General features: G+C 38.6%; 22 protein-coding genes. 20 read left to right on the top strand and 2 right to left on the bottom strand.

All coding sequences use genetic code 11. The annotated features are described in order from the left end of the window. Position 1: 1 nt before the first annotated feature. Positions 2-1,759, bottom strand: coding sequence for a SulP family inorganic anion transporter (locus D1970_RS20545; RefSeq protein ID WP_119114719.1), 1,758 nt, complete (start codon positions 1,757-1,759; stop codon positions 2-4). Positions 1,760-1,998: 239 nt separating this feature from the next. On the opposite strand from D1970_RS20545, the gene D1970_RS20540 reads away from it, so the two are divergent. From D1970_RS20540 to D1970_RS20525, 4 genes are all read left to right on the top strand, one after another. Continuing rightward, positions 1,999-2,346 carry a PadR family transcriptional regulator gene (locus tag D1970_RS20540; RefSeq protein ID WP_119114718.1) on the top strand — a complete coding sequence of 116 codons (348 nt, stop codon included), beginning with the start codon at positions 1,999-2,001 and terminating at the stop codon, positions 2,344-2,346. Beyond that, complete coding sequence (locus tag D1970_RS20535; protein ID WP_119114717.1) at positions 2,333-3,331, top strand: HAAS signaling domain-containing protein; 999 nt, start codon at positions 2,333-2,335, stop codon at positions 3,329-3,331. The genes D1970_RS20540 and D1970_RS20535 overlap by 14 nt, the downstream gene beginning before the upstream one ends. A gap of 186 nt (positions 3,332-3,517) precedes the next feature. Next, positions 3,518-3,868, top strand: coding sequence for a transposase (locus D1970_RS20530; RefSeq protein ID WP_119114716.1), 351 nt, complete (start codon positions 3,518-3,520; stop codon positions 3,866-3,868). 304 nt (positions 3,869-4,172) lie between these two features. Next, on the top strand, positions 4,173-5,228 hold the full coding sequence (locus tag D1970_RS20525; RefSeq protein WP_119114715.1) for a serine hydrolase domain-containing protein: 1,056 nt from the start codon (positions 4,173-4,175) through the stop codon (positions 5,226-5,228). 125 nt (positions 5,229-5,353) lie between these two features. On the opposite strand, the gene D1970_RS20520 is transcribed toward D1970_RS20525, so the two are convergent. Further along, positions 5,354-5,893: a helix-turn-helix domain-containing protein gene (locus D1970_RS20520; RefSeq protein WP_119114731.1), complete on the bottom strand. Its 540-nt coding sequence runs from the start codon at positions 5,891-5,893 to the stop codon at positions 5,354-5,356. Between the two features lie 179 nt (positions 5,894-6,072). Between D1970_RS20520 and D1970_RS20515 the strand changes: the two genes are divergently transcribed. From D1970_RS20515 to D1970_RS20450, 16 genes are all read left to right on the top strand, one after another. Continuing rightward, the gene (locus D1970_RS20515) at positions 6,073-6,312 is read left to right on the top strand and encodes a PLD nuclease N-terminal domain-containing protein (protein WP_119114714.1); all 240 of its coding nucleotides are present in this window, start codon (positions 6,073-6,075) and stop codon (positions 6,310-6,312) included. Continuing rightward, on the top strand, positions 6,309-7,217 hold the full coding sequence (locus tag D1970_RS20510; RefSeq protein WP_119114713.1) for an ABC transporter ATP-binding protein: 909 nt from the start codon (positions 6,309-6,311) through the stop codon (positions 7,215-7,217). Before D1970_RS20515 ends, D1970_RS20510 begins: the two co-directional genes overlap by 4 nt. Further along, the gene (locus tag D1970_RS20505) at positions 7,214-7,996 is read left to right on the top strand and encodes an ABC transporter permease subunit (RefSeq protein WP_119114712.1); all 783 of its coding nucleotides are present in this window, start codon (positions 7,214-7,216) and stop codon (positions 7,994-7,996) included. Before D1970_RS20510 ends, D1970_RS20505 begins: the two co-directional genes overlap by 4 nt. 233 nt (positions 7,997-8,229) lie before the next feature. Beyond that, positions 8,230-9,915, top strand: a complete 1,686-nt coding sequence (locus D1970_RS20500) for a M4 family metallopeptidase (RefSeq protein ID WP_119114711.1) — start codon at positions 8,230-8,232, stop codon at positions 9,913-9,915. Between the two features lie 297 nt (positions 9,916-10,212). Beyond that, a complete protein-coding gene (locus D1970_RS20495; RefSeq protein WP_119114710.1) occupies positions 10,213-10,872 on the top strand; it encodes a hypothetical protein in 660 nt (219 codons plus the stop codon). A 56-nt stretch (positions 10,873-10,928) separates the two neighbouring features. Continuing rightward, the gene (locus tag D1970_RS20490) at positions 10,929-14,081 is read left to right on the top strand and encodes a DEAD/DEAH box helicase (protein ID WP_119114709.1); all 3,153 of its coding nucleotides are present in this window, start codon (positions 10,929-10,931) and stop codon (positions 14,079-14,081) included. A gap of 120 nt (positions 14,082-14,201) precedes the next feature. After that, on the top strand, positions 14,202-14,387 hold the full coding sequence (locus D1970_RS22550) for a hypothetical protein (protein ID WP_181213273.1): 186 nt from the start codon (positions 14,202-14,204) through the stop codon (positions 14,385-14,387). After that, on the top strand, positions 14,324-14,470 hold the full coding sequence (locus D1970_RS23525; RefSeq protein ID WP_181213261.1) for a DUF262 domain-containing protein: 147 nt from the start codon (positions 14,324-14,326) through the stop codon (positions 14,468-14,470). The genes D1970_RS22550 and D1970_RS23525 overlap by 64 nt, the downstream gene beginning before the upstream one ends. 177 nt (positions 14,471-14,647) lie before the next feature. Further along, positions 14,648-16,798, top strand: a complete 2,151-nt coding sequence (locus tag D1970_RS20480) for an HNH endonuclease family protein (RefSeq protein WP_119114707.1) — start codon at positions 14,648-14,650, stop codon at positions 16,796-16,798. 59 nt (positions 16,799-16,857) lie between these two features. Then, on the top strand, positions 16,858-17,184 hold the full coding sequence (locus D1970_RS20475) for a nucleoside triphosphate pyrophosphohydrolase (RefSeq protein WP_119114706.1): 327 nt from the start codon (positions 16,858-16,860) through the stop codon (positions 17,182-17,184). Then, positions 17,177-19,603, top strand: a complete 2,427-nt coding sequence (locus tag D1970_RS20470) for a DEAD/DEAH box helicase family protein (RefSeq protein WP_119114705.1) — start codon at positions 17,177-17,179, stop codon at positions 19,601-19,603. The genes D1970_RS20475 and D1970_RS20470 overlap by 8 nt, the downstream gene beginning before the upstream one ends. A 214-nt stretch (positions 19,604-19,817) precedes the next feature. Next, a complete protein-coding gene (locus D1970_RS20465; protein ID WP_119114704.1) occupies positions 19,818-20,348 on the top strand; it encodes a cell wall hydrolase in 531 nt (176 codons plus the stop codon). A gap of 160 nt (positions 20,349-20,508) precedes the next feature. After that, positions 20,509-20,640, top strand: a complete 132-nt coding sequence (locus D1970_RS22640) for a DUF1259 domain-containing protein (protein ID WP_219915616.1) — start codon at positions 20,509-20,511, stop codon at positions 20,638-20,640. A 15-nt stretch (positions 20,641-20,655) separates the two neighbouring features. Continuing rightward, positions 20,656-20,796 carry a DUF1259 domain-containing protein gene (locus D1970_RS23520; protein WP_119114703.1) on the top strand — a complete coding sequence of 47 codons (141 nt, stop codon included), beginning with the start codon at positions 20,656-20,658 and terminating at the stop codon, positions 20,794-20,796. 153 nt (positions 20,797-20,949) lie between these two features. Next, positions 20,950-21,783 (top strand): hypothetical protein, encoded by an 834-nt coding sequence (locus D1970_RS20455; RefSeq protein WP_119114702.1) that lies wholly within the window; start codon positions 20,950-20,952, stop codon positions 21,781-21,783. Positions 21,784-22,179: 396 nt separating this feature from the next. After that, on the top strand, positions 22,180-23,058 hold the full coding sequence (locus tag D1970_RS20450) for a proline iminopeptidase-family hydrolase (protein ID WP_119114701.1): 879 nt from the start codon (positions 22,180-22,182) through the stop codon (positions 23,056-23,058). Positions 23,059-23,122 lie beyond the last annotated feature (64 nt).

Here is a 23,122-nt window from a genome sequence, read left to right as displayed (position 1 = left end):
ATCAAGTAGTAGAAAGAAACGTTCGGCTGTCAGCCTCTATTTTGGGTTCTCCGCATAACTGAGCACATTCGCTAAACGCAAAATGTTTGCAGCCCAAACACTTTTGTTTGTCCAGATGCTGCAATGCATAAGTAATAGCATCGCCCGTATGTTCAAAAAGGTGATCATCGCCAATCGAGCGGTATAAACCAGTTCTTTTCAAAACCTCTTTTGGCTGGCTGTTTAATCCTGTTATCAATACAATACCATGTTTGCTGAAATCAGCAATAATTCCGGCTAATCTCGCCTCGCCAGTGGTATCCATAAAAGGGACTTTGCCCATTCTTAAAAGCAGTACATTTGGTTTGTAATTGATTGTACTCAAAATCGACTGTTCAAAGGTCATCGCAGCGCCGAAAAACAATGGCCCTTCAATGTTATAAATAGATATTTGCGGACAATCGTGGCCGGCGGTTACCATGCCGACTTCAACTTTTTGATTTTTTTCCAAATTAGGAAGAGCTTTAGCTGTCACCATAATTTCACTCATTCTCTTTGTAAATAATATAATAGCTAAAACAAGTCCAAATTCAACAGCTGTTGTTAAATTAACAAAGACAGTCAAGAAGAAGGTAAGCAATAAAACGAGCGAATCACCCGTTTTTGTTTTTAACACATGCATGAACACATGTCTTTCACTCATATTCCAGGCGACTACCATCAAAATCGGTGCCATACTGGCTAATGGGATACTGGATGCATAAGGAGCAAATAGAAGAAGGATCAATAAAACGACAATCCCATGAATGACTCCCGATATTGGCGAGACCGCACCATTCTTGATATTGGTTGCAGTCCTTGCAATCGCACCAGTAGCCGGTATTCCTCCAAACATCGGTGTAATCATATTAGCAAGACCTTGGCCAATCAGCTCTTTATTGCTATCGTGTTTACTGTTTGTCATGCCATCAGCTACAACAGCAGACAATAAGGATTCAATTGCACCAAGAAAGGCAATCACCATTGCTGGTTTGATCATGAGTACGATGTTTTCAACAGTTAGATTAGGAAGTGAAAAGTGCGGCAATGTATTTGGAATCGATCCATATGCTGTTCCAATTGTGGCAACATGATCTGAATAAAATATGGAAGCAACCACTGTCGACAGGACTAACCCGATTAATGGGCCAGGTACTTTCGGAAACAATTTCGGTGTAAGGATCACAGTGATAAAACAGATGGCAGCAGTTAAAATGCTATACATATTCATACTGTTCAGATGCTGAGCAATTTCGATAATATTATCAATGAATGCTTCTTTCTTCTCGACACCTTCCAACCCTAAAAAATCCGCAATTTGTCCCGCGAAAATAATCACGGCAATACCTGATGTAAATCCAATCGTTACAGGCTTTGGAATGAATTTAATGAGTGAGCCTAATTTAAATAGGCCCATTAAGAAAAGCATAATTCCAGCTAAAAATCCTGCAATCAGCAAATTTTGAAAACCATAAGTCGCAATGATACCAAACAAAATGGGGATAAAAGCTCCGGTAGGTCCCCCAATTTGGTATCTCGATCCACCAAAAAGGGAAATGATGATTCCGGCGATGATAGTCGTGTAAATCCCAAATTCCGGTTTCACCCCAGAAGCAATCGCAAAAGCCATCCCAAGAGGAATGGCTATAACTCCGACAACAATTCCTGCTAATAAATCCTTTTGAAAAGCCTGGAGATTGTAACCTTTAAACTTACTGGACATAGAAAATCTTTGTTGCATGACTCAACCTTCTTTTTTGAATATTTTTATATTTGATTATTTGAATATATAATAACTAAAATTTACATCTATTCTTTGATATTGTCAAAAGAATTTTTTTGGGAATTAACGTAAATGTAAAAAATTGAAAAATATAAAATTGAGTCATTTAATAATAATATTTAATGCACAATGCTGTATGACGTATAGTATAATAGTGTATGACATATAGTATGAGACAGAGGAAAAGAGGTGGATGGGTGAGCAACTTATTGAATTCATTAAGTACCGAGCTAAGAAGGGGGACATTGACGTTAGCTGTGTTAAGCCAGTTGCGGACTCCGCAATATGGATATTCACTTGTCCAGTCATTGGAAAAGTCGGGGATTTTCATTGAGCAAAGCACATTATATCCACTGCTTCGCCGACTTGAAAAGCAGGAATTGGTAACGAGCAGCTGGGATACGTCCGAGACCAGGCCACGGAAATATTATGTTCTTAGTGAATACGGCAAAGAAGTTTTTGAGCAGTTAAAAGAAGAATGGCTGAAAAATTCTAAGGAATTATATAAGTTGTTGGAAGGGGAGGAAAAAGATGGACTTGATTGAGGTCTATATTCACGAAGTGACGCGCAGGCTTCCAGAAAAGACTCGCGAAGACATTGGACTTGAATTGAGGTCGACCATTGAGGATATGCTGCCTGCTGAATATAGAGAAGAGGATGTTAAATCTGTCCTGGAGAAAATGGGGAATCCAGCAATGCTCGCAAGCGGTTATCAGGATAAGCCGATGCACCTGATAGGGCCACGGTACTTCGAGGCATATCTTTCCTTATTAAAAATGATTCTGCCCATTGGGGCTGCGATTGCGGTGATTTCTTTAGCTGCAGAGCATATCTTTCGTTACAACGAAGGGGGAACAGTGCTCACTACGTTTATCGCAATCATGATTGAAGGTGTTGGAAGTATTTTAGAAATATCGTTTCAAACGTTTTTCTGGGTCACTTTATTCTTCGCAATTTTAGAAAGAACAGACAAGGGGAAAGACATGCAGCCACTAACACCATATTTTAAAAAGTGGTCACCCGAAGATTTGAAAAACATCCCTAATATTCCGAAGAAGAGATCTATTTCAAGGGCAGAAGTGTTTGGTAGTTTGCTATGGACGGCGATTTGGTCAACGGTTTATTTTTACGCGAATCGTCTTGCAGGAGTATATGAGAGCGGTGAAGAAGGACTTGTATTTGTAACTCCTTCTTTTAACCAGGAAGTCCTCGACTCCTATTGGCCAGTAGTTCTATTGGTGATTGGGATGGATGTCGCTTTAGCTTTATATAAATTCATTAAGGGCCAATGGACGAAAAAAACAGCAATTTTCAACACTGTGAATGAACTCCTTGCATTAGTGGTATTTGTTTTAATCATCAATAATCAGAATTTATTCCAACCAGAGTTTATTGCCTACATGTCCAATCTATTCACTGTTACAGGAGACGAATTTGTGGACAATGCGGTATTGGGATCATTGATCATCTATTTTATATTCGCTGTAATAAGTGTATTCGATGGATTCCGAAAAGCAAGAATCCGATAATGATAGAAATTAGAAAAAATAGTAAGAAAGAAAAGTAGTGATGGTCGCAACAATTGAACTTCAAGAAGGAAAAAAAATGAATTTCGACATTAATTAATACAGATAACCAATGTGTATGTATGAATTCTGCATTAAAAGAACTCATTGAACTAAATAAAAAAATGTTTCAGAAAATGAGGAAATAAAATGATTGAGAACTTCGTTAAATCACTATATGAGTCAATAATCAAAGAGAATCATGAATTAGACAGACATCTATACGAAACAACAAAAGTTGGCCCAAAAACCGATGAGTACTGCAAAGCAGCTATTGGTCTCTACAATAGCCTAACAGAAGAAAATAAGGATATTTTAATGAGGATAATTGAACAAACCATGATTGATACCATTTCCAACATGTTAGGTGTAATTGATGGAAGTTCAACTTTAAAAGACTGTTCGTTAGAGCCTAAATTACTGCTTGATTCTATTGATACAGAAGGGGAACTTCAAGATCACTTTCTAGAATTCATAGAAGAAAAAGACAGCCATTTATAATTGATATTTGGTAATAGAGGACTCTATAAAGAGCTATTGAAGTGATTGAAAGGTCTGGGGAAAATTCTAAAACCTTGAGTGGCTTAATGCCTTTCAAGGTTTTTTTGAAATAACAGTTTTATGGGTTAAAAATAAATCGATATATAAAAACTCATGATGGTTAGCAAACCTACGAGACTGGTAGCATTGACTAAGAATTTAAACAACCACACTTCATATATTAAATGCCCAATGACTCAACACATTTAGCGAACAGGCCTATTTCAAACAAGGATAATGATCCCAGTATATAGAATTTATCTTAATGAAGTGTTTTATATTACAAAGGGATGTGGAGAGAGTGGAGAATCGTTATCAAAATCTGATTTCATATGTGGAGTATATTAGGGAACGTAATCACAGCAGCGCGTCTGCCTTGGTAATCATAAAGGACGGGGAGGTTGTAGTGGAGCATTATAGCGGGCATCATTCCAATTCAGCTATTTCCCGTCCTGTTACGGAATCCTCCCAATTTAATATTGCTTCTGCACGGAAGAGCTACTTGGGACTGGCCATAGCGTTTGCACTTTATGAAGGGAAAATCAGAAGTCTTGATGACTCAGCCACTGACTATTTTGATGAGTACGATAAAGAGCTTCTCGCAGGCACGACAATCAGGCACTTGGTAACACATTGCCATGGATTAAATGAGAGACCTGACGGAACGGCTTATAGAGAGTTTAATCCAGGGGAAAACTGGGCGTACAGAGGGATCAATGTGATCATGATGGCTGGGTTATTAAATAGACTCTACGGTAAAAGCTTTCCCGAATTTCTTCAAGAGCGGGTATTCGGGCAGTTAGGATTATGTGAGACAGGGTGGCAGGCCAGTCCTAATGAAAAACTAGTGCATGTAGTCGACCATCCTGATGAACCTGCTGCGTTTTGTTTGGGAAGTTCAGACGGCAAAGCTTCGAATCTACATACTTCCGCAAGAGAGTTTGCAAAATGGGGTCTGCTCCATTTGAATAACGGAGTGATGAATGGGAAGCAGATTGTTCCGAAAGATGTGATTCAAATCGCCACTTCCATGCAGAGCCCCCAGTATAGGGATAAGGACTTGCCGGGAAATGGTTTGTTTTGGTATGTCCAGGACACACCAAGAGCAAGAAGCGAAATTGGGGAGAGAGTGCCAAAAGGTTCATATCAAATCCTTGGTGTTACGGGGCCAACCTTATTAGTGATTCCGGAATATAATCTTGTAGTAGCGAAAATGTACAATAAAAGATATAACTACGGAGTCGATCATTACCTTCATTACTTGAGAAAGTTCAGTAATTTGGCAGCGGATACATTTTGTCAGGCCAAAATATATTTGTGACTATGTTAGCACAGGATATATTCACTGTATACAGTATCTGTATAAGATTTGTGGGGCTTTACAAAAGTGAACCCGGTTTTAATGAATGCCGGGTTCACTTTCCCTTTCAGGATGGGCGTATACACTCAGGATTCTGGAATGATTGTTACCGCAATCGTACGGGTTGGAAGATTTTCATCCTCTTTTTTTAGTTTGTAGTATTTATGCATTAGATCATTCAATTCCCGATGGAAGGAGTCGAAATCTTGATCTGCGATTTTTAATTCTAGTAAGGAAAAGGTTGCCTGATCCTCGGTACTATTCTTTTTTTCTAATGTGGAAAGGTAATTTTGATATTGGGTCAACAAGGAAAGCTGATAAAAAGAAATATAATTAAGCTTTTTTTCCTTGGAGGTTTTTTTCCATTCTTCTGAATCCAGGCGAGCAGCATCCTCATTAAGCGCATAATACTTTTCGGAAACGGACCGAATTTTCTTTTCTTTTACAATCCTAAGAACACCAGCGTCAAACATCACCTGGATGTGTCTGTATAAAGTCGCCTGTGGAACATCCTGAATGATATCAAGCATTCCTAAAGGTGTTAGACCCTCCTCATTATTTCTCATCAAAGCCTGTGCTATCTTCATTCTTACAGGGTGCATTAAAATTTCCGCTTTGTTCGTCATTTTATCTCCTTTAACATCCTTTTGATTAAAAAGGCTCTTCATATTGATAATGATAACATTATCAATATAGAGAACAAAAGTGGCAGTACGATAATTATTTTTAAAAAAAGGTGCAAACACCTCGTTCTTTTGTTATCATTATTGATAATGATAACAAAAGAACTAAAGGGGACATGAGGATGAAACTTCATTACGGATGGGACGAACTGAAAAATATTGATTTTATGGAAGTGCTGCCAATTATTTTGCCGTTTGCAGTGGTTGGATTGGTGCTTATTTTAATTGCGTTGATCGATTTGTACCAACATCGCGAAACGAGAAAGAACATTTTAATGTGGACATTGATTATTTTGTTTTGTAATACAATTGGGCCGATTTTATATTTTGCAGCTGGACGAAAGGATGATCTTCCGTCATGAAATTGGAGATAAGGAATGTAACGAAGCGGTTTAAACAAAAGACTGCGGTCAGCGAGTTTTCAATGGAGCTTGAAACAGGCCAATGTGTAGGGTTGATTGGGCCGAATGGTGCGGGCAAGTCTACGTTAATAAAGACCATCGCTGATGTACTTCACGCGGATGAAGGCGAGGTACTTCTTGATGGGCAGAGAATCTCAAATATGAAGCGAGAGATTGGTTATTTGCCACAGTATCCAAACTTTTTCCCGTGGATGACGGCGAATGAAACGCTTCTATTCATGGGGCAGCTTTCAGGAATGTCGAAGCAAAAGCTACTGGCAAAGGTTCCAGTTGTCTTAGGAAAAGTCGGTCTTACCGGAGAGGAAAATGCAAAAGTCCAAACGTTTTCGGGAGGTATGAGGCAACGGTTAGGGATCGCACAGGCGATTCTTCATGCACCAGCTTTCATTGTCATGGATGAACCTGTTTCCGCATTAGACCCAATTGGCCGCAGGGAAGTACTAAATTTGATTCAAGAAATAAAAAAAGAAACAACCATACTGCTGTCCACCCATATTTTAAGTGATGCAGAAGAAATATGTGAAAGGTTTGTCATTATGAAAAATGGCAAAAAAATCGAAGACACAACGATAACAGAGTTGTTGAGAAGAAATACCAGGGTTTCAGTCTCAATGGAGATTGCTCCAAAAGATCTGCAATGGATTCAATTAGCCGGAGAATTACCCTATGTGAAAAAAATCGAAGTGAAGGGGAGCAAAGTGGAATTTACACTGGAAAATCCCCAGCAGCAAAAAAATATGTTATTAAAAACCGCATTGAATCATGATGTTGATATTGTACGATTTGAAGCGGGCGGAAGAGAAACTCTTGAGGAAATCTTTTTGAATTTGGTGGTGGGCGTATGAATTCCTTAATGGTTCTAATAAACAAAGAATTTGTTCAAATGAAACGAGACTATAAAATAATTTGGCTTCCTCTTGTATTCATGTTCTTAGGTGCGACCCAGCCTGTAGTCATGTATTACCTCCCAGCTATTTTAAAAGCTTTAGGGGGAGGCCAGGGCATCACAATCGATCCTTCAATGACTCAACAGGAGGGAGGCCATATAATGGCGGCTACCCTCGGGTCCCAATTTGACCAGCTGGGTCTGATGATTATAGCTGTTTCAGTGATGGGGGTCATTCAAAGCGACAAAGCGAGCGGGATGCTTGCCTTTATATTAACAAGGCCAGTTTCGGTAGGAGCTTACATTTGGGGCAAAGTAATATCAAACTATTTCATCATCCTCCTAAGTGTATCTTGTGGTTTTTTTGTTTCTTATTTGTATACAAGCTATCTATTCTCTAGCGTGCAATTTTCCTGTGTACTGGCATCCTTATTCATTTATTCTGTCTGGGTGTTATTCATGGTCACATTCACTACCATGATTAGTACAATTTTCAACAGTCAGGGCATCATTGCTTTAATTTCCATAGTGTTTCTGCTCTTTAACCGGATGATCGTCGGGTTGCATCCAGTGCTCGATATGCTGAACCCAGCAGGAATGAGCAAGTATGCAATGGAATTTTTGATCACCGGTTCAGCCGAGAATAGTTTTTATGGAAATTTAGTGATCATCATGATTTGGATTTTGGTGACAATGGTTATTTCATATTATTGGATCACACAGAAGAAATTTCATTAGGAATAGGTAGCAAGAAAGGGTATCTGTCTGGTTGTAAAATTTAAATAGAGTATAAAAAGAACTAAAAAATTGTTCTATTCATCCTAAAGTCTCATTTTTCTAAATATTATAAAATATCCTTACCCTTTCCATTTATTCCTGTTAATATATTACATAAGGGTCCCGAAAGTTTTTTCGTACATACTGTTCCATACTGACACTGGGGCTCCCGAAAACAAAATAGGAGGGTTAGGATGAATAAGAAATTTGTTATTCCCATGGTATTATCCACTGCTTTGTTTACCAGTACATTTGCCGCTGGAACTGTTGGCGCTGTCAGTCAGGAAGATAGGGTGAATCACGTGTCTGAAAATCATGCGCAAGGCTGGAAGCAGCAAAACCGTCCCGTTTTTGAAAAAATCAAACACATTACTACGAAAGACACAGCTGATGCGGTCAAGTTCATCGAACAAAATGAAAGCCAGCTAAACATAAAGAATGCCGGCAAGAGTCTCAAAGTGAAAGGGCAGGATAAAGACGATCTCGGTATGACCCATGTCAGACTGCAGCAAACAAAAAATGGTGTGCCTGTTGAAGATGCTGAAATGGTTGTTCACTATAACAAAGACGGTGCTGTTGAAACTGTTAACGGCAGTTATAATAATGAAATTGCCGAAAGTAATATGAGCACTTCACCGCAACTATCAGCTGAAAGTGCACTCGAAACGGCCAAGAAAGCCGTTTCTGCACCAGAACAGATGGATTACGCTCCCAAAACAGAGCTCGTCATACTTCCATTTGAAAACCAGCATTATTTAACGTATAAAGTCAATTTGAACTTCCTTGGTGAAAACCCTGGAAACTGGTTTGTATTCGTTGATGCAAAGACTGGGGAAGTGATTGATCAATACAACGGCCTTATGCATACCGATCAATTCAAACCAGCTACCGGATCGGGAATTGGGGTGAAGGGAGATCATAGAACACTTCATATCTCTCACAAAAACGTTGCTGGATCAAATGAAGGATCTACGTTCTATCTCCAGGATAATTCCCATGAGAACCTTGAAGGCATTTCAACATACGATTTTAAAAACCAGTGGCGGTCATCCACTGTACAGCTTCCTGGAGAATTATTTGCTGCCAAAAATGCTTCCTGGAAGAGTGACTATGAGCGGGCGGGTGTGGATGCCCATTATAATTCTGAAAAGGTTTACCACTACTATAAAGATCAGCACGGACGAAACTCAATTGATGGCAATGGAATGCCAATTGTCTCAACCGTCCATTATGGGGAAGATTACAATAACGCATTTTGGAATGGCTATCAAATGACATATGGAGACGGTGACGGGGAGTTCTTCATCCCTCTATCCGCAGGCTTGGACGTTGCAGCACATGAAATGACGCACGGCGTTACCACTCATTCTGCAGGATTGAAATACCGTTTTGAATCAGGAGCATTAAATGAAGCCTTTTCCGATATTTTCGGAGCACTGGTCGATGGTGATGACTGGGAAATGGGAGAAGACATCATGGCACCTGATGCACTGGCTTCCGGCAGAGAATCACTACGAAGCCTCAGCAATCCAAATAAATATCCAGTCGGAGCTTCCTATGTACGCTATGGAGACGGCAGGGGATTATATCCAAAGCATATGAATGAATTCTACAAGCTTCCGTTATACCTGGACAATGGCGGCGTTCATATCAACTCATCCATCATCAACCATGCAGCCTATCTCACAGGCACGCAAATCGGAAAAGAAAAGCTAGGAAAAATCTACTACCGTGCCCTAACCGTTTACCTAACACCAGACTCAAACTTCAGCCAGGCGCGAGCCGCACTGATTCAGTCTGCCGTCGACCTATTCGGAGAGAATAGTACAGAAGTGAAGGCAACTGAGGATGGATTGAATGGAGTGGGGATCACCCAATAGCCTTCATAATGTGTAACCAACTTCTTAACAGACCTTAAACGATATTAGTCGTTTAAGGTTTTTTGATTGGGTGTTAATCCAGAAGTTTAAGTAATTGTCAGGCCCGCTTGATGATATCGCAATCAGTTGGTTTGCGGGGTATCGAAGGGTTAATTCGGATACGAGCGATTCAAAATTTTAATTTATATAAGTTTTTATTTAGCTGGTTTTTGAATCCTTTTAGATGAAATATATGGTAACATACTAAATTCTCTCTTAAAATAAAGATATACTTTAATTCTGAAAGGGAGAGATCGTATGGAAGGGCATATAAGGGATCTATATGAAGTGGAAGGAGCTTTTTATCAGTATACAAATAAGGGGAAAAGCTATTTGTGTAGGCGACTAGCTGTAATACAGGCTAAGGAATCCACTTATCAAGAACATTATGATGCTCTTTTTATCATGGTGAATCCCGGAAGCTGTCAGCCACTTGATTCCTCATATAATGTTCCGGTTATTCAAACTTTAAGTGATAGTGTGCCTTTAGTGAAAGCAAAGTCTGACCCTACTCAACGGCAACTGATGAGAGTGATGGCAGAACAAAAATGGAATAAAACAGCGATTTTTAACCTTTCAGATCTGTGCGAAGGAAATCTAAGTAAGTTTAGCGAGTTGATGAAAAGCTGTCGCCATTCTTTTCCCCATCACAGTATATTTTCTGACGAACGGGCCAAGGAACTTCAAAACTTATTCCTTCAAAATCGAGGCCCTGTGATTGTAGCATGGGGAACGAATTCGTGCATTTCTGATTTGGCAAAGAAAGCGTTATTCACGTTACAAATGAACGATATAGAGTATATGGGAAAGCCATACGCTAATTACCCATACTATTATCATGCCAATCCACATTTGCAATCTATGAAACAAGAATGGCTAGAATATATGTCCGAACAATTACAGGCGCGTTCTGTATAAAGTGAATAAAAAAGGCACCAGTCTTAAAAATAATAAATGAGTGGGAGAAGCCGGATATGAAAGAAGGCATCTACGAGGAGATTATTAACCAGCATATAAAATCAGAGTTAGAAACGCTGGATATAGAGCATTATGAGATTGGCAAGGAACAACTAGATATTGAAGAGGCTAGGAAACTACTTTCATCATACATAAACACTGTAACAAGAAGAGCTTTAAAGTTCGTTCGCGATAATCAGAGCGACGGTAAGCAGGCATTGCTTGACCAGATTCAGACATGTAACGAAATTATTACTGTTCTAGGAGAGCGGTTGGATGAGGAAGAATTTGAGAAATTAAAGATTGAAGAGGAAGGAGAAATTCTAACCTCTATTTATTCAAAAATGAATTCGGTAAAAAGTTTTCGTAAAGGGGAAGTGATCCGACCAATCACTCCTCTTTCACAAAGCTCTTTGTTTACTGGTTCAAATTATGAGCCCAATATGCTTGGTGAGTTAAAGAAGGAAATCTTAACAGCGAATTCTGTGGATATGCTTGTCTCGTTTATTAAATGGAGTGGCTTGCGCTGCCTTATTGAGGAGTTAAAGAGCTTTACAGCAGCGCCTGGAAACAAACTTAGAGTGATTACTACCTCTTATATGGAGGCAACCGATTATAAGGCAATTGAAGAATTGAGCAAGCTGCCGAATACGGAAATCAAAGTTTCCTATGACGTAGAGCGGACACGTCTTCATGCAAAAGCCTATTTATTTAAAAGAGACACAGGCTTTAGTACGGCTTATATTGGTTCATCGAATCTTTCTAATCCCGCCTTAACCGCAGGGCTTGAGTGGAATATGAAAGTGACTGAAAAGGATTCGTTTGATATAATTCGTAAATTTGAGGCCACATTTGAAAGCTATTGGAACGATAGTGAATTTAAAGGCTTTGATCACAACGAACGTTCCGATCGGGAACAGTTAAAGATCGCTTTGTCTAACAAAAAAGAGCAGAATCAAAATGCTTTATCTGTTCATTTTGATATTCAGCCCTTTCATTATCAAAAAGAAATTCTTGAAAAACTTCAGGTAGAAAGAGAAGTTTTTGGTAGAAAGAAAAACCTGCTTGTTGCGGCAACAGGTGTTGGGAAGACTGTCATTTCCGCCTTTGATTACAAGCGATTTAAAAAAGATAATAAAAATTCAGCCAAGCTGCTATTTGTGGCACATAGAGAGGAAATTTTAAAGCAAAGCTTAGATACATTTCGAGTTATTTTAAAGGACCCGAACTTTGGTGACCTCCTTGTAGGGACAAATCAGCCAGAATCACTCGATCATTTATTCGTCAGCATACAGAGCTATAACAGCAGGGAATTATATAAATTTACAACAGCGGATTATTACGATTTCATCATTGTAGACGAATTCCATCATGCGGCAGCAGACTCTTATCAAAAGCTGTTAAGCCATTATGATCCCAAAATTCTTCTTGGTTTAACAGCGACACCTGAACGAATGGATGGTAAAGATGTTTTGACCTTTTTTGAAGATACAATTTCTGCTGAAATGCGTTTAACTGAAGCAATTAATCGCAAGTTGCTCAGTCCTTTCCAATACTTTTGTGTGAGTGACACTGTTGATTTATCAAAATTAAAGTGGGGAAGGAAAGGTTATGAAGTTCGTGAGTTAGCAAACGTCTATACTGCCAATACGAGACGGAGTACTCAAATCATTAACAGTCTGTATAAGTATGTAACGGATATAGAGGAGGTAAAAGGACTCGGTTTCTGTGTGTCTATCGATCATGCAAAATATATGGCTGATTACTTCAACGAAGCCAGCATTCCATCCGTTGCTCTTTATGGAAATGTTGATACCAAGGTAAGAAGAGAGGCGCAGGGAAAGCTTGTCAATGGTGAATTAAAGTTCATTTTCGTTGTGGATTTATATAATGAAGGTATTGATATTCCAGAAGTAAATACGATTCTTTTTTTAAGACCAACAGAAAGCTTAACTGTCTTCCTTCAACAATTAGGGAGAGGTTTGCGCCTTGCAGAAGATAAAGACTGCCTCACTGTTTTAGACTTTGTTGGACAAGCACATAAGAATTATAATTTTGAAGATAAATTCCGGGCACTGATTGGAAAAACAAAACATTCGGTCCAATACTATATGGAAAATGGCTTCTTCAACCTTCCGAAGGGAAGCTTTATTCAATTAGAAAAACAGGCTAAAGAATATATTTTACGGAATATTAAAACAAGCAGCTATACACGAAGCAATCTTGTTGCCAAGATGAAGTACTTTAGCCAAGATACTGGCCTGGATCTGACATTGAGAAACTTTCTGCACCATTATGACCTCTCCCTGTACGACTTTTACGGAAAAAACCGCAATCGAAGCTTTACTCGAATGGAGGTTGAAGCAGGTTTAAGGGAAGCCTTGCACTGGGAACTTGAAGATTTCGTTACCAAACGGCTTCAAAACTTATTTTTTCTTAATTCAAGCACTTTGCTGATGTTTTTGATTCGCTATATCGAGGAAGGAATCATAAAGAACGAAGAAGAAAAATTGATGCTTCATATACTTTATTACTCTTTTTATCAGCAGTACCCAGAAAAAGAAGGACTTGAGTCCATTGAAAGTGGAATACAAAAAATCTTTAACAACCCACAGTTTAAAAATGAAATGCTAGATATCCTTCGCTTTCAATATCAATCTATCGAAACAATGGAAATAAGAAATGACTTCTCCTTCCCTTGTCCGTTAAAAGTTCACTGCAGCTACTCAACGACACAAGTCTTAGCAGCAATGGGGTATTATAACGAGGATCAAACACCAGCCTTTCGAGAAGGAGTGAAATACTTCCCGGAGAAGGATCTAGATATCTTCTTTATCACATTAAATAAATCAGAAAAAGACTTTTCACCTTCAACGCTCTATGAAGACTATGCAATCAACGAAAAACTTTTTCACTGGCAAACACAAAGCAGAGTATCAGAAATCAGCCCAACTGCCCAAAGGTATATACACCATAAAAAGAATCATCATAAAATCGCCCTGTTCGTACGAGAATACAGGCAACAAAACGGCCACACAGCCCCCTTTATATTTCTAGGAACAGCAGAATACATCAGCAATAACGGTGCGAAGCCAATGAGCTTTATTTGGAAACTAAAAGAGGAAATGCCGGCAGGGTTGGTAGCTGGGGCGAATAAGAATATATTGTAAAGCATAAAAAAAGATTTGTTTTTCAAAATAATTAATTTCAATATATAACAAAATTAGGCAGGAGAAATGGGTGTTTTGTAGAAATCAGTAAAATATACCCGAATGATAGGAGAAGAAAAAATGAATGATATTTTTCTGAAGGATGTTGAAATTCAAGAAATATTCAAATCCCACCTAACAATTGAATCTAAAGTCATGTCCATTGAAACTTTATTTGCAAATGCAAGAAGAAAAAAAATACAGTGTATGATCCTTACTATCAAAGAAATTATGTTTGGGATGCTGATAAAGCTTCTTACTTTATAGAAAGTATATTGTTAGGCACAGAAATACCTCCACTTGTTTTTTTTAACACGGGTAAACAAATCGAAGTAATTGATGGGAGATAGAGATTTGAAACTATAAAACGGTTTATAGAAGGTTTTTTTGCATTAACAAATAGTGGTCTAACAGTTCTTAAAGATTTTAAAAAGAAGAGTTTTAACGATTTTCCAATAGAAATTCAGGATATTTTCTGGGACACAAAGCTAAGAATTATTGAATTTGGTATTGTGAATGAACCTAGGTTGGATGAGCGGAAAGAAGATTTAATAAAAAAAGAAATATTTAGAAGATACAATTCAGGGATAACGCCTTTAAAGAGTGCGGAAATTGAAAATGCTAGATATACCCATAATGAAACAAATGCATATTTTAAGAAAAGTTTAAAAAAAAATAGGAGTTTCTATAAAAGTTTATTGGAGTTGTTTTTTCAAGAGAGAGAAATTGAACTAATGGATAAAGCTATTACAATAGAAAAAGTAATGGAAAAAATAAGGTTTCTATTAGTTATACATCATATTCCTATAAACTATTATGCTAGATTAAAAGGAAGAAAAGAAATAATCAGTAAAATATTTGAAAATATATCAAATAATATCAATGATCTGGATATATTTTATGCTGATTTTGTATCAAAAATTGAGGTTCTTAATGAGTTTAGGTTTCAATTTGATGAAGAAAAAAAGCCTACTAATCGTCTGGTTTATGAGTGCCTTTATTGGATGATTTCTATCCTTGAAGTGGAGAATAAAAATCTTGATTTTTTTGATGACTCAAAAATTAGGGCCAAATTGATAAGTAAAATCTCTTCTAATATTGATAAATATAGAATTGAGCAGAGTCATTTTTATAAGGAATTTATTGGGAGATATAATTTTACAGCGGGATTATTTGAAGATGAGTTTGGTATCAACTTTGATTTATATCTAAATAATAAGGGAAGATTCAAAGCAAAATTAGAAGAGTTAAACGTGGATATAAACAACACTAACAAGATCCATCAATTTGAATCACTAAGGTTAAATAAACCAGATGCATCGACAACTACTATCGAAGATATATGTAGACAAATGATGCGAGGAAGGTTTTTATTAAGACCTTCCTATCAAAGGGGGGAGGCTATTAATAAGATGAAGTCCTCTGCTATTATAGAAAGTATACTACTTGGTGTTAAGCTCCCCCCTATATTTGTATATAAAAGAAATGATGGAATTTCAGAGGTTGTTGATGGACAACAAAGATTACTCTCAATACTCGGTTTTATAGGCGAACCATTTAATAATGAGGAAGGTGAAAAAATTAAATCAGAAAAAGATAAGTTTCTGTTAAATAAACTTACAATACTCGGTAATTTAAACGGGAAGAAATTTGATGATTTACCGGAAGAACTAAGAGAAAAAATTTATGATTTTAACCTTTCTGTTGTTAATATTGACGAGAGAATAAACCCGAATTTCGATCCTATTGACTTATTTATTAGGTTAAATAATAAACCGTATCCAATTAGAGAAAATACATTTGAGATGTGGAATTCATATGTAGATAAAGATGTGATAAGTATTATTAAAGAGAATACTATGAAGCATAGTCAATGGTTCCATGTTAGATTCAATAATAATAGAATGAATAATGAGGAGCTATACACAACCTTAGCTTACTTAGAGTACAAAAATAGAAAAAAAGACACTATTATCACTGACTATTTGGATATTTATAGGATTGGAAATAAAATTAATTCTAGAATAAAGGATAAAGGAGATATAACAAAATTACTAAATTCCGTTTCCTTAGATAACCATTTAAAAGAGGATTTCATCAAAAGTATTAAAGGAGTTGAAACTTTTATAAGAAAAGTTAAAACTCTCCTAATTGATAAGGATACTGATGATATAACAAGTTTCTTAAAAATAGAACTAGATAATCTTTACCATCCAAAAGGTAATAAAGCTAGGCGAACTTTACAGAATTTTTATGTGCTATGGTTTATACTTCATAAAATAAATTATGAAATGGTAAAACAAAATAGAGTTGAACTCAAACTAAGAATATCTGATATTTTTAATTATATTAGAGATATCCAAGATGACATTAACACTGGAGGAAGAGAAGGAGCCCAAAACGGAACAGATAATTTTTATATTAAATTAGATGGAATATGGAGTAAATACGAAATTCAAAATCGAAAACTTATACTTACACATGAAGAAAGAAATAAATTAATAAAAAAACAGGAAAATCTTTGCCCATTATGTAATGGTCTATTATTCAATGGTGACGATATTGAAATAGATCACATCAAACCTTTGTCAGTCGGAGGGCGCGATACATTTTTAAACCTCCAAGCTACACATAAAGACTGCAATAGAAAAAAAAGAAATTTTTATAAAAACACCTAGTATATCATTGAAATAACAAAACAAACTTACAATGTATTTTAACGGAGATGAAGATAAATATGCCAACATACAACAAACTAGTTCGTGACAAAATCCCTGAAGTGATTGAAAAAACTGGGAAACGTTTTTCTACGAGTGTATTAAACAATGAGGAATACATTGTGGAGCTTAGGAAGAAAGCGTTTGAAGAGTTAAATGAATATGTTGAGACTGAGACGAAGGAAGACGCTGTGGAGGAGCTTGCGGATCTTTTGGAGATTGTGCATGCACTTGCTGAGTATCATGGGTCATCGATTGATGAAGTAGAAGAAGTTCGGAAGATGAAGGCTGCAAAGCGTGGGGGCTTTAAGGAAAAGATATTTTTGATTGAGGTTGAAGATGAGTAAGATTGATTTGGTTACAAGCGGATTGGGTCGCCAGCTTTTGCAACGCATGGAGTCGGCGGCGACGATTTGCATTTTGACTTCATTTGTTATGAAGTCAGGGGTGGATTTTCTAAAAGAGGGACTGAAGAAGGCAGCTGACAGGGGTGCGGATATTAAGGTTTGTACCGGTGATTATTTGTATGTCACCCAGCCTGACGCACTCCAAGAGCTTCTGAAGATTGACAATCGCATTCAAATCAGGCTTTGGCGAAGCAACGGGGTTTCTTTTCACCCAAAGGCCTATCTTTTTTCTGGAGAGAACGAAGAGTGCCTGTTTATAGGCTCGTCCAATCTATCTAGATCCGCGCTAAATACTGGTGTTGAATGGAATATTGCAGTGAGTGACGAGAAAGAATTGTTCAATAAGGCATTGTCGGAGTTTCTTAAGCTTTTTCTTGCTGATCAAACAATTGAGCTGAACAGTGAAACACTTAAAGCATATCGTACGGTCTACGACCAAGTTCATGAATCCAATCCTAATTTGGCAAAAGAATGGACCGAAGCAGAGGAGATTGAGATGATGCTGCCGGCTGAGGAAGAAATTCCGGCACAGGTCGATCTTGTTCATGATGAACAGGCTGAGTATGGAAAAATCATACCACGGTTTGCTCAAATAGATGCATTGGAAGAACTGAACAAGACACTGGAAGAAGAGTACAGCAAAGCACTCGTTGTCATGGCAACGGGTCTCGGCAAGACTTATCTTGCAGGATTTTTTGCGCAAAACTTTAATAATGTACTTTTTATCGCGCATCGTGAAGAAATCCTTTATCAGGCAAAAGCGTCTTTTCAAAGAATTATGCCTGATAGAAATTTTGGTATCTATAACGGCCGTATCAAAGAGGGAGAAGCAGATGTTATTTTCGCTTCGATTTACACTCTCAGTATCAATACCCATATTGAAAGATTTTCTCCTGATGAATTTGACCTGATTGTAATAGACGAGTTCCATCATGCAGCAGCCAATACATATCAACGCGTGCTGGAATATTTTTCGCCTAAATTTCTGCTTGGGATTACCGCTACTCCTGATCGAAATGACAATAAGGATGTTTACGCTATTTGCGACGGAAACGTCGCCTTCCGTCTTGACTTCCTTAAGGCAATAGAAAACCGCTGGCTCTCTCCATTCAAATATTATGGCGTATATGATGACACGGATTACAGCCAAATCAGTTGGCTAGGTACGAGGTATGATGAAGAGCAGCTACTCCAAGTGCAGCTGCGAGAAGGAATGGCGGAGAATATTCTGAACGCCTGGAAAGAGAAAAAGCAAACGAGAACAATTGGTTTCTGTTCCTCAGTAAGACAGGCGGATTTTCTATCAAATTATTTTAACAGTAAAGGTTTTAATACTGTCAGCCTTCATTCAAGGCAAAAAGGCGTGGTCAGAGGCAATGCAATTGCCATGCTTGAAAAAGGGAAACTTGATGTCATTTTTACAGTGGATCTGTTCAATGAAGGTGTAGATATTCCTCCTGTCGATACTCTTCTATTCGTCCGTCCGACAGAATCGCTGACTGTATTCACACAACAGATAGGCCGTGGCCTTCGTTTGTACCCAGGAAAAGAGTATTGCATAATCATCGATTTGATAGGAAATTACCGCAATGCAGATATTAAACTGAGTCTGTTTGATAGCGCGAATAATCGGTCGAGAAATGGCCAAATCGTTGAACCGACAGTTCCGCAAACCTGTGAATTGAACCTGGATATAAAGGTCATCGATCTTTTGAAAGAGATGGCCAGGAAAAGACAGCCTCGTCGGGATAAGCTATATGAAGACTATATGCAGCTGAAACAAGAAATTGGCCAAAGACCTACATACCTTGAACTTCATTTGAAGGGTGGTTCGGATTCGGTACATTATCGGCAGGAATTCAAATCGTATATTGGTTTTCTGGAGTGGGCGGATGAACTGTCTACTTATGAACAGGAAGTATACATGCGGTATCATGACTGGCTTGAAGAAGCAGAAAAAACCAGTATGGCAAAAAGTTATAAAATGGTTGTGCTTCTTGCCATGTTAAACAGAGGTATTAACGATTGGAGTGCACCAATAACCCCAAGGGAAGCGGCACCGTTTTTCCACCAGTACCTTACCGAAACAGAGTATCGAAAGCGAATTGATTTCTCTGATAAATCATCAAAGAAACTGTGGGAATATGCCGAGGAAGGTGTCGGGCAACTAATTGCTAGGATGCCGATGACAAAATGGAGTGGCAGTTCAAATGGATTGGTTACATTTAATAACGGTATCTTTAAACTTAACCTGGAAATTCATCCTGAGAACAGGGAAACTCTCTGCGGTTGGACTCGAGAAATCTGCGAGTACCGATTGCATTACCATTTTGAGAGGAAAGCAAAAACGCATTCATAAAAAGAAAATGATCATTTGTAATAGCCGGACAATCATCGTTCCCCTGACAAGGAAGAAGTGACCTGTTCACTTCTTCCTTGTCAGGGGATTTTTTCTTATATTTCGTCGCTGGTAACCAACCCAGTTATTCACTAATGAGATTTCATTGTAAACCTGTTAGCCTTGTTGTATAGGGCCTGTTCATTCTTAAAAAAATTAACAGGAGGTTTTACAAATGAAAAAGTTATATTCTTTCATCAGTTCCATTATCCTCATAATTGGTTCATATACAGTTTTTACAACATCGCACCTGAAGGCTGCAACAGAAAAGAAGAATGAGTCTTTGAAATTAAAGGAGACCAGCCTCGGCCAGAAAGAAATCGAGTCAACCGCTAACCGTTTTATCGATGAAGAAGAAAGGGTCCTTTTGGCCCGTCTTGTCCATGCTGAGGCAAAAGGGGAGCCTTATGATGGCAAAGTGGAAGTTGCAAATGTAGTGCTGAACCGGGTTGAAAATGAACAGTTTCCCGATACGATACAAGGTGTCATTTATCAGAAGAATGCCTTTGAACCTGTTCAAAACGGCTCCATTAACAAGCCTGCTGATCAAGAATCTGTGAAGGCGGTTGAGGAGGCGTTGACGGAAGAAGGTCAAGGAAACGATGACGAGCTGCTTTATTTTTATAATCCTGATACGGCAACAAGCAACTGGATTTCCTCTCGCACAGTGGTCAAAAAAATCGGGAATCATTCGTTTGCTATTTAAAAGCGCAAACAGCCAAGAGCTGTGCGCTTTTTTTGTGTAAAAAAACTAACAAAAGGCAAAACAAGTGGCTCCCAATAATGAAATATATGCACATGACAATGTGACAAATGCAAAGAAAACAGAGGTGAAGGTAAGGTCCTTCCCAATTTAGCTGAAGCATATGGACAAGAAGCTGTCTTCTGAGACAATGGAGATTGTCTTTCGTTTTTCATTAGAAAAAGTCGATGGGAAGACAGCTGTAATGGGAGAGATGGCTTTAATTGAAGACGAGGTTAATGGTGTTGCTAATTAATTTCGCAAGGGAAATATTGAAGTATCCGCGATCCATAATCACCACTTTCACGTGCAGCCGAAACTTATGTATCTTCACTTCCAGGGAATCGGTGACATGAGGGACCATGCAGCAGTTATTCAAAAAGCCATCGGGAAAACAGGTCATAAATCATAAGTATTTCTTTAAAAACGCTTGTCGGGAGTCTGGCGTTTTTTGTTTGCTGTAACAAGGATTATTCTTCACAATTCTGCCACAATATATCCCTGACCACCCTGTCCGTTTTGGCTCGCCAGCCTTATATAAAGGGTGAAAGGGTGGTGCAAAAAAATGACGATTAAATCAGGTGTCATTGACGGATTTGAAAAGTATTCACAGTTTGCCTCGCTTGGAGAATTTAATGCTCATATGGAAATGTGGATGGCGGAGTACAAGCATCAGTTTACAAAAGGGGAATTGGTTGGGTTGAAGCGTCTTGTTCGGTTTGCAGCTAAGATTCCAGGCGTATGCAATGCAAAAATCGGTACTGTGCTGAAGGCAATCCACGAGGAATACCAGGACCTCGGCATTTCCCGTTCTACCTTCAAGCGCATGATTATCAAGGCAAAGAATTTTGGCATTTTCACTGTCTACGAAACAGAGCGGAAAAACGGTTCCCAATCCAGCAACCTTTATGTGTTCAATCGTTTTGCCCTCAATGAACCACCTAAAGAAGAAAAAATGAACTGCCATAATAAAACTATCATTCCTTCTAAAACTAACATTAAAAAGAATAATAAACGTGAAGAGGAACCTGCTGCTGAAAATACATTTGTTGCTGATAATGAAAATGCACCAGAAGACCATCTGTTTGTCAGCGACCGTGTGCCTACAGCATTTGTGCAACTAGTAAAGTATTTTTACCCGCAGGCAAAGTCCATCGAAGAATTCTGGAGAATGAGCAAGATTTCCGCCTACCGTAACAACAGAGAGAAAGAGACAGAAACGCTTTTATCTGTGTCGCTCGACGCCTTCAGGCAGTTTGTACGAAAGATGAAATCAAGAGCAGCAGTCAAAAACCCAATTGCCTACTATACCGGAATCCTCAACAAAAAGTACCAGGAATTGTACTTCGAGGAACTGTATGAAATGGAGTTTTGCAGAGGGAGTGCGGAACCATTATAAGGGCAGTTGTAGAGGTTAAGGAGCATGTTTCCCCAGCAAAGGGCTGTCTCTCACCCCTAAGCTATGATCCCCTTTAAAGTTTCGATTACTTTGTTACAGATCACACGCCCAATATTTTAATTTCGCTATAGTAACTCCATACAATGCCCATCCCTTGACTGGTATACTTTAACTATACATATTTTGTGGCGTATGCAGCAGAAACTTATAAACCGGGCAAGCAGGCATTGTATGAATTCATCCTGAAGAACGGGATTTCGGACAAGGAAAATTCAGCAAGGGCCATTTGGCAGGTCGGTAAAGGGGATGGAGTGTTTTAGGAATTTTAAATGAAGATGGAGTGATAAAGGACAGGGACTTTTTTAAACAATGGATTATGGGAAAGGAGGAAACAACATGCACGAAGAAGGATATATTGATGTAACTGGTGGGCGTGTCTGGTACGAATATTATAATAAAGAGGCTAACGGGACCCCTGTAATCATTTTGCATGGCGGACCTGGTTCATCCTGCTATACTCTCCAGGGGCTGAAGGAGCTTGCCGAGGACCGGCCGGTCATTCTTTATGACCAATTGGGCTGTGGAAGATCAGACCGGCCAGATGACTCTTCGCTTTGGAAAATTGACCGGTTTGTTGAGGAACTGGCTCAGGTGAGAAGCGCATTAAGCCTAGATAAAGTACATCTTCTTGGTCATTCATGGGGAACGACGCTTGCTGCCGCTTATTGTCTCACCAAGCCGGATGGAGTTGAAAGTGTTATTTTTTCCAGCCCATGCCTAAGTGCGCCGCTATGGGCTAAAGACCAGGAGCATAATATTAAAAAACTGCCATTAGAAGTTCAAGAAACAATTAGACGCTGCGAAGAATATGGCACGACAGATTCCGAAGAGTTTAAAGAGGCAATAAGTGAGTTCAATAAGCAATTTGTTTGTCGATTAGAACTTGATACTGACTGGTTGGATAAAGGCTCTTCCTATCGAAGCCCGGAAGTATACCAGATTATGTGGGGCCCTTCCGAATTTTCGGTGAAAGGGAACCTTAAAACGTTTGATTGCACGTCCCGTTTAAAGGAAATTAATTGCCCGACTCTTTACACATGCGGACGCTTTGATGAAGCTACACCCGAAACAACAGCATATTACAGCAGCCTCACTCCTGACTCAGGTTTTCATGTATTTGAGAAAAGTGCCCACATGCCGTATATTGAGGAGCGCGAGGAGTATCTGGAGGTTATTGGCGGTTTTCTGAAAGACGTGGAGCAGAGAAAACTGTAACTTCTTATCAGACTTACAGTGACCCGGAATAACGTTTGCTAAAAGATGATGAGGGGCAGAGAAG

This window comes from Mesobacillus zeae (genome assembly GCF_003570705.1).
Taxonomy (GTDB): domain Bacteria; phylum Bacillota; class Bacilli; order Bacillales; family Cytobacillaceae; genus Mesobacillus_C; species Mesobacillus_C zeae.
Note: the sequence above shows the minus strand (reverse complement) of the source record. Positions and strands in the feature narration are given on the sequence as shown.